Source organism: Mesorhizobium sp. M1322 (genome assembly GCF_040318085.1).
Taxonomy (GTDB): Bacteria; Pseudomonadota; Alphaproteobacteria; order Rhizobiales; family Rhizobiaceae; genus Mesorhizobium.
In genome coordinates, this window is sequence record NZ_JAMYLP010000165.1 from 1 (window position 1) to 6,015 (window position 6,015).

5 protein-coding genes and 1 pseudogene are annotated in these 6,015 nt (G+C 63.5%); all 6 read right to left on the bottom strand.

Going from position 1 to position 6,015, the window contains the following annotated elements; translation table 11 throughout:
- Positions 1–96 precede the first annotated feature (96 nt).
- A complete protein-coding gene (locus NKH12_RS29720) occupies positions 97–1,338 on the bottom strand; it encodes an MFS transporter (RefSeq protein WP_352956376.1) in 1,242 nt (413 codons plus the stop codon).
- 185 nt (positions 1,339–1,523) lie between these two features.
- Positions 1,524–1,985 carry a Ros/MucR family transcriptional regulator gene (locus NKH12_RS29725; RefSeq protein WP_029349266.1) on the bottom strand — a complete coding sequence of 154 codons (462 nt, stop codon included), beginning with the start codon at positions 1,983–1,985 and terminating at the stop codon, positions 1,524–1,526.
- Positions 1,986–2,132: 147 nt separating this feature from the next.
- On the bottom strand, positions 2,133–2,837 hold the full coding sequence (locus tag NKH12_RS29730; RefSeq protein WP_352956377.1) for an ROK family protein: 705 nt from the start codon (positions 2,835–2,837) through the stop codon (positions 2,133–2,135).
- A 17-nt stretch (positions 2,838–2,854) separates the two neighbouring features.
- Positions 2,855–4,231, bottom strand: coding sequence for a glucose-6-phosphate dehydrogenase (zwf, locus tag NKH12_RS29735; RefSeq protein WP_352956378.1), 1,377 nt, complete (start codon positions 4,229–4,231; stop codon positions 2,855–2,857).
- Between the two features lie 16 nt (positions 4,232–4,247).
- Positions 4,248–5,264, bottom strand: a complete 1,017-nt coding sequence (gene gnd, locus NKH12_RS29740) for a phosphogluconate dehydrogenase (NAD(+)-dependent, decarboxylating) (RefSeq protein ID WP_352956379.1) — start codon at positions 5,262–5,264, stop codon at positions 4,248–4,250.
- A gap of 93 nt (positions 5,265–5,357) precedes the next feature.
- A pseudogene (locus NKH12_RS29745) lies at positions 5,358–6,015 on the bottom strand (hypothetical protein); the annotation flags it as partial.

Genomic DNA, 6,015 nt, shown 5'->3' on the forward strand with positions numbered 1-6,015 from the left:
ACAATTGGCATCGTCCACACGGCAGCCTAAAGTCCAAACCACCCATCAGTCGCCTCGATATAACCCTGGACAACCTGTTGAGGCTCCACAGCTAGATCAGTTTCGCCCGTTGAGGTGGCGCACCTTGCGCAGCTGCGGGAACAGCACCGCCCACAGCCCGGCGACAACGACTGCCCCGACGCCGCCGATCACCACCGCGGGCACGGTGCCGATCAACGCCGCCATGGTGCCCGCGCGGAATTCGCCAAGCTCGTTGGAGGCGCCGACGAAAACCTGATTGACTGCGTTGACGCGGCCGCGAACCTTGTCCGGTGTCCACAGTTGGATCAGCGTCTCTCTGATGTAGACGCTGAACATATCGGTGGCGCCGAGCAAGGCGAGCGCTGCGATCGACAGCCAGGTGATGGTGGAAACGCCGAACAGCACGGTAGAGGCGCCGAACAGCGCGACGAAGCCGAGCATGACCACGCCGGCATGATTGCGGATCGGATGTCCGGCCAGCCAGATGGCAACGCAGATGGCGCCGATGCCCGGCGCCGAACGCAACAGTCCCAAGCCCCATGGGCCGAGTTCGAGGATGTCGCGCGCATAGACCGGCAGCAGTGCCGTGGCGCCGGACAAAAGCACGGCGAACAAATCGAGCGAAATGGCGCCAAGCACGATCTTTTCGCTCCAGATATAGCCGAAGCCGGCAAACAAGGTCTGCATCGTCGGCCTGTCCGTCTCGCTGCGCTGGGCAGGCTTCGGGATGGTAAAGACCAGCACCGCGGCGACAAACATCAGAACGGCAGCGGTGCCGTATGCCGCTTCCGCCGAAAGCCCGTAGAGCAGGCCGCCGGCGACCGGTCCGACGATGGTCGCCGTCTGCCAGGCTGACGAATTCCAGGCGATCGCATTGCCGAAATCCTCTGGCGGCACGAGGTTGGCGAACAGCGACGCTGCCGCCGGTCCGAAGAAGGCGCGCGCGATGCCGAACATGGCGAGCACGCCGAAGATCAACCCCGGCCCGCTAAGGCCGCGCAGCGTCAGCAGCAGCAGCGCCAACGCGCAGATCGCCTCCAGCAGTGCGGTCAGCGCCATGATCAGGCGGCGGCCGAAACGGTCGGCGACCACCCCGGTGACCAGCACCAGCAGCAGCGAAGGCAAGAACTGGACAATGCCGACAAGGCCGAGATCGAATGGATCGCGGGTCAGGTCGTACACCTGCCAGCCGACGGCGACGGATACGATCTGGGTGGCGAATGTGGAGAGGAAGCGCGCCGCCCAATAACTCAGGAACGGTTTGTGGTGGAAGGCGGCATAGCGCCGGTCGGGCGATGCATGGGATTGTGATGTCATGAATCTAGGCCCCGTGGCAAAGAAGTCGGCCGGCGGGGCACTTCCACGATGGGCGCTGGTCCGACCAAGACGTCTTTAGCGCAATTCGGCCCAGAGCGCGTGCAAAAACTGTCCCGGATCAACAAATTCGCGCCCCGCCCTGGCGTTGCCGCTGGGCGGAACGACCAGACCCGATGTCCGTCCTGTCAGACCGTGGCCTTGGGCTTCCTGGTCTTCTTGACCGGCGCCGGCGGGGCGGCCTTGCGGCCAAGACCGATTGCCTTTGCCAGTTGCGAGCGCGAGGCCGCATAGGTGGGGGCAACCATCGGATAATCGGCCGGCAAGCCCCATTTGGCGCGGTAGGCATCCGGCGTCAGCCCGAAATGAACGCCGATATGGCGCTTCAGGGATTTGAACTTCTTGCCGTCTTCGAGGCAGATGATGTAGTCCGGCGTCACGGATTTCTTGGGATTGACCGCGGGGATCAGCGGCGCTGCCACCGGAGCGGCGGGTTGTCCGAGTCCACCTATCGACGCGCTGACGCTGGCGATGAGATCGCCGAGGCCGGAAGCCGGCAAGCGGTTCTTCTCGACGTAAGCGGACACGATGTGAGCGGTCAGCTCGAGAAGGTCGATGTCCTTGCGGGCTTTGTTGCTGTCGTCGGTCAATCTATTTTCTCCGTTAGTGGGGTCGCAGAATTCCTAGTCGGCAAATCTGCGTAACGCAATGACGCCGCACCACGCCACACATTATTTTGAATAACAATACTAACGGCCGGGCCAGATCAACAGGTCTGGCCCTAAACCCCCATAATATCAGACAATCAGGGATTTGTCGCGCCACAGTCGAAATCCCCCCTCGAAGGCGCGTGTGTTGTCGCCGTGCCTGCAACCGGCAGGCAATTCGTCCAGTTTGTCGACATTGCCGCCGCCGATGACCACATAGTCAGGCTGCATGGCGGCGCGCAGCCGCTCGACGACGTCGAAGACGTGTTTGCGCCATTTCTTCTTGCCGCGCTTTTCAAGGCCGCGTTCGCCGACATAATCCTCAAAACTGCCGCCCTTCTTGTAGGGAAGATGCGCGAGTTCCATAGGCTGGGCGACATTGTCGACAATCATGGCAGCACCGAGCCCCGTCCCGAGGCCGAGGAACAGCATGCGCCCGCCTTCGTAGCTGCCGATGGCCTGCATCAGCGCGTCGTTGACCACCTTCACCGGCTTGCCGAACTGCGTTGCGAAGTCAAATCCGACCCAGCCCTCGCCGAGATTGGCAGGGTCGGTCAGCGGCCTGTTGTGGTGCACCGGGCCGGGATAACCCATCGAGATGACATCATAGGGCAAGCCATCGGTGAGCGTCTTCACAGCCGCGATCATCTGCTGCGGCGTCAGGCCGAGTCCGGAATCCGTTCTGCGCTCCTCGCCGCCGGCGCTGGTGAGGATCTTGACATGGGAGCCGCCAATATCGATCGCAAGCACGATCTTGTCGCTGTCCCGTGCCGGCTTCTTCGCTGCTTTGGCCATTGTGTCGCCTGTTGAGCTCATTTCGCCGGATTGATCCAGCCGTTCGGCGGTCCGAACCCGGCCATCGCATCGGCCGGGCCCCATGTCCCAGGCTCGTAAAGATGAGGCGGCGTGGTGTCGCCGAGCACCGGGCCGACGATCCGCCAGGCGAGTTCGCTGGCATCCTGGCGGGTGAACAACTGGCCGTTGCCGTTCATGGCGTCGCCGATCAGCCGCTCATAGGGCGGCATGTCGCCCTTGCTGTCGTCGAGTGCGGTGAGTTCGACCTGCTCGCCGATCATGTCGTCACCGGCAGCCTTGCGCTGGGCGCCGATCGAGATCGCCACCTGCGGGTCGATGCGGAAGCGCACGTAGTTGGCGTCGTCGGGCTTGATCGGGTCGAAGACATTAAGCGGCGGCCGCTTCAGCCGGACAATGACCTCGGTGGCGTGCACCGGCATCGATTTGCCGGCGCGGATGAAAAACGGCACGTCCTGCCACCGCCATGTGTCGACGAAGAAACGCACCGCAGCGAAGGTCTCGACCAGCGAGTTCGGCGCCACGCCCGGCTCGCTGAGATAGCCTTTGAATTGGCCGCGCACGACATCGTCCTTGGTCAGCGTCCGGATCGCCCGCAGCACCTGCACCTTCTCGTCGATCAGATCGTCGGCCGAGCGGCCGACGGGCGGCTCCATGGCAAGCAGCAGCAGGATGTTGAGCAGATGGTTCTCGATGACGTCGCGGATGCAGCCGACCTCGTCATAGAAGCGGCCGCGGCCCTCGACGCCGAAATCCTCGGCCATGGTGATCTGCACGCTCTCGACGAAATTGCGGTTCCAGATCGGCTCGAGAAAGGAATTGGCGAAGCGGAAATAGAGCAGGTTCTGGATCGCTTCCTTGCCGAGGTAGTGGTCGATGCGAAAGATCGACTGCTCGTCAAACACCAGGTGCAGGACCCGGTTCAGCCAGCGCGCCGATTGCAGATCGTGGCCGAAAGGCTTTTCCACCATCAGGCGCGCGCCCTGGGCGGCGCTCGACTGTTCCAGCCCCTGGATGACCGTCTCGAACATGGTCGGCGGCACCGCCAGATAGTGCAGCGCGTGCTGTGCGGTTCCCAGCGCGCTTTTCAGCTTCTCGAATGTCGCGGCGCTACGATAGTCGCCGCTGACATAGCGAAGCAGCGAGGCTAGTTTCGCGAAGATTTTTTCGTCGACCTTGCCGATGGCCTTGACGATGCCGTCGTGGGCGCGCGCCTGCAACTGCTTCACGTCCCAGGCGTCGAAAGCGACGCCGATCACCGGCTCGGTCAGCGTTCCCTTGGCGACCATGGTGTAAAGTGCCGGGAAGATCTTCTTGTGGGCGAGATCGCCGGTCGCCCCGAAAAGCACCAGCGTGTCGGACCGTTCCTGGTTCATGAGCGTGCGTTCCCTGTCACGAGCCGGTCTTCGGCTTTTCGACATGGCCGCCAAAGGCGTAGCGCATGGCGGACAGCAGCTTGTCGGCGAATTCGGATTCGCCCTGCGAGGAGAAGCGGTCGAACAGGGCCGAGGACAGAACCGGCGCCGGCACGCCGGTGTCGATCGCCGCCTTCAAGGTCCAGCGGCCTTCGCCGGAATCCGAAACCCGTCCGCCGAACTGCGTCAGCCCCGAATCGGCCTTCAACACGCCCGCCGTTAGGTCGAGCAGCCAGGAGCCGATGACGCTGCCATGCCGCCAGACCTCGGCAACCTGGGCGATATCGATGTCGAATTGGTAGTATTGCGGGTTTTCCAATGGGCTGGTTTCAGCGTCGGCCGTCCGCTGTCTCTTGCCAGCATTTGCCGACTTCAGGATGTTCATGCCCTCGGCATAGGCGGCCATGACGCCGTACTCGATGCCGTTGTGGACCATCTTGACGAAATGGCCGGCGCCGCTTGGTCCGCAATGGAGATAGCCGAAGGGGGCCGTTCCTGCATCCTTGCCGGGGGCGGGCCCTCCGGCGTCCAGACCCGGCGCCAGGGTGGCGAAGACCGGATCGAGATGCTGGACCGCGCTGTCGGGGCCGCCGATCATCAGGCAATAGCCGCGCTCGAGGCCCCAGACGCCGCCGCTGGTACCGACATCGACGTAGTTCAAGCCTTTCATTGCCAGGCGCGCTGCGTGGTCGACAGCCTCGTGATAATAGGAATTGCCGCCGTCGATGATGATGTCGCCCGGCTCCATCAGGTCGGCCACCTGGTCGACGATCCGGCTGGTGATCGCTGCCGGCAGCATCAGCCAGGCGCTGCGCGGCTTGGTCAGCTTGCCGACGAACTCCTCCATCGAAGCCGCCCCGATCGCGCCAGCCGTCACAAGGGCTTCAACGCTGGCCGGGTTGATGTCGTAGACCACGCATTCGTGGCCATCGCGCAGCAGGCGCCGAACCATGTTGGCGCCCATCCTGCCCAGTCCCATCATTCCGATCTGCATGTTTCTCGTCCTGGTTCTTGAGGGATAGAAGATCTACTGGCTCTATTGTTGGAGCATGATCTTTTCCGAAAACCTTCGGTTCGGGATCATGCTCTAGTCCGGCCCATCGATACCGATGGAAAAGTCGACATTCTCCCAACGGCCGGCATCGGGCCAGAAAAAAGTAAAGACGATCGTATTGCGCGGCGGAACATCGGCAACGGGCAGGTCCGTGAGATGGATGCCGAAGGCATTCTCGGTCGTCTCGGCGTCATGGACGGTCGCCCAACCGTCGCTGCTCCAATGCACCACCGCCCGGGCCAGCAGTTCGACGCGCAGCATCTTGCCGGCGGGCATGGTGCGGACCTTGTGGTTGAAGCGCCACGTCCGGCGCGGCGCCACGGTCCTGTCCTCGATGTAGCGCTTCACCCCTTGCGGTGGCATGTCGAAGACGGCGCCGTCACTGAGGGAACGCAGCAACTTGATGTGCTCCGAATGCGCCCATACCAGCGGCATGGCACTGCCCGACGGCCCACCGTGCCGCAGTTCGTGTTCCGGCATGTCGGGACCATCCCAGACCTGCTCTGGCAGTAGGCCGCCGGGCCCGGCCGAGCCTTCAAACGTCTTCAGCAGGCTCGCCGCTTTGTCCTTGCGGCCCGCCGCCAGTTCGTAATGGCCGCGCTCGCCGACCAGCAGCGGGGGGGGGACGGGCGCGGCGGGCGGGTCGCCCGCAGGGGTTGTGGGAAGCAATGGCGAACCACCCCGCCCGCCG

Bases quoted from the DNA above. Each gene is read 5' to 3' on its own strand.
- NKH12_RS29730 (WP_352956377.1), bottom strand. From the start codon at position 2,837: ATGGCCAAAGCAGCGAAGAAGCCGGCACGGGACAGCGACAAGATCGTG.
- NKH12_RS29720 (WP_352956376.1), bottom strand. From the start codon at position 1,338: ATGACATCACAATCCCATGCATCGCCCGACCGGCGCTATGCCGCCTTC.
- zwf (WP_352956378.1), bottom strand. From the start codon at position 4,231: ATGAACCAGGAACGGTCCGACACGCTGGTGCTTTTCGGGGCGACCGGC.
- gnd (WP_352956379.1), bottom strand. From the start codon at position 5,264: ATGCAGATCGGAATGATGGGACTGGGCAGGATGGGCGCCAACATGGTT.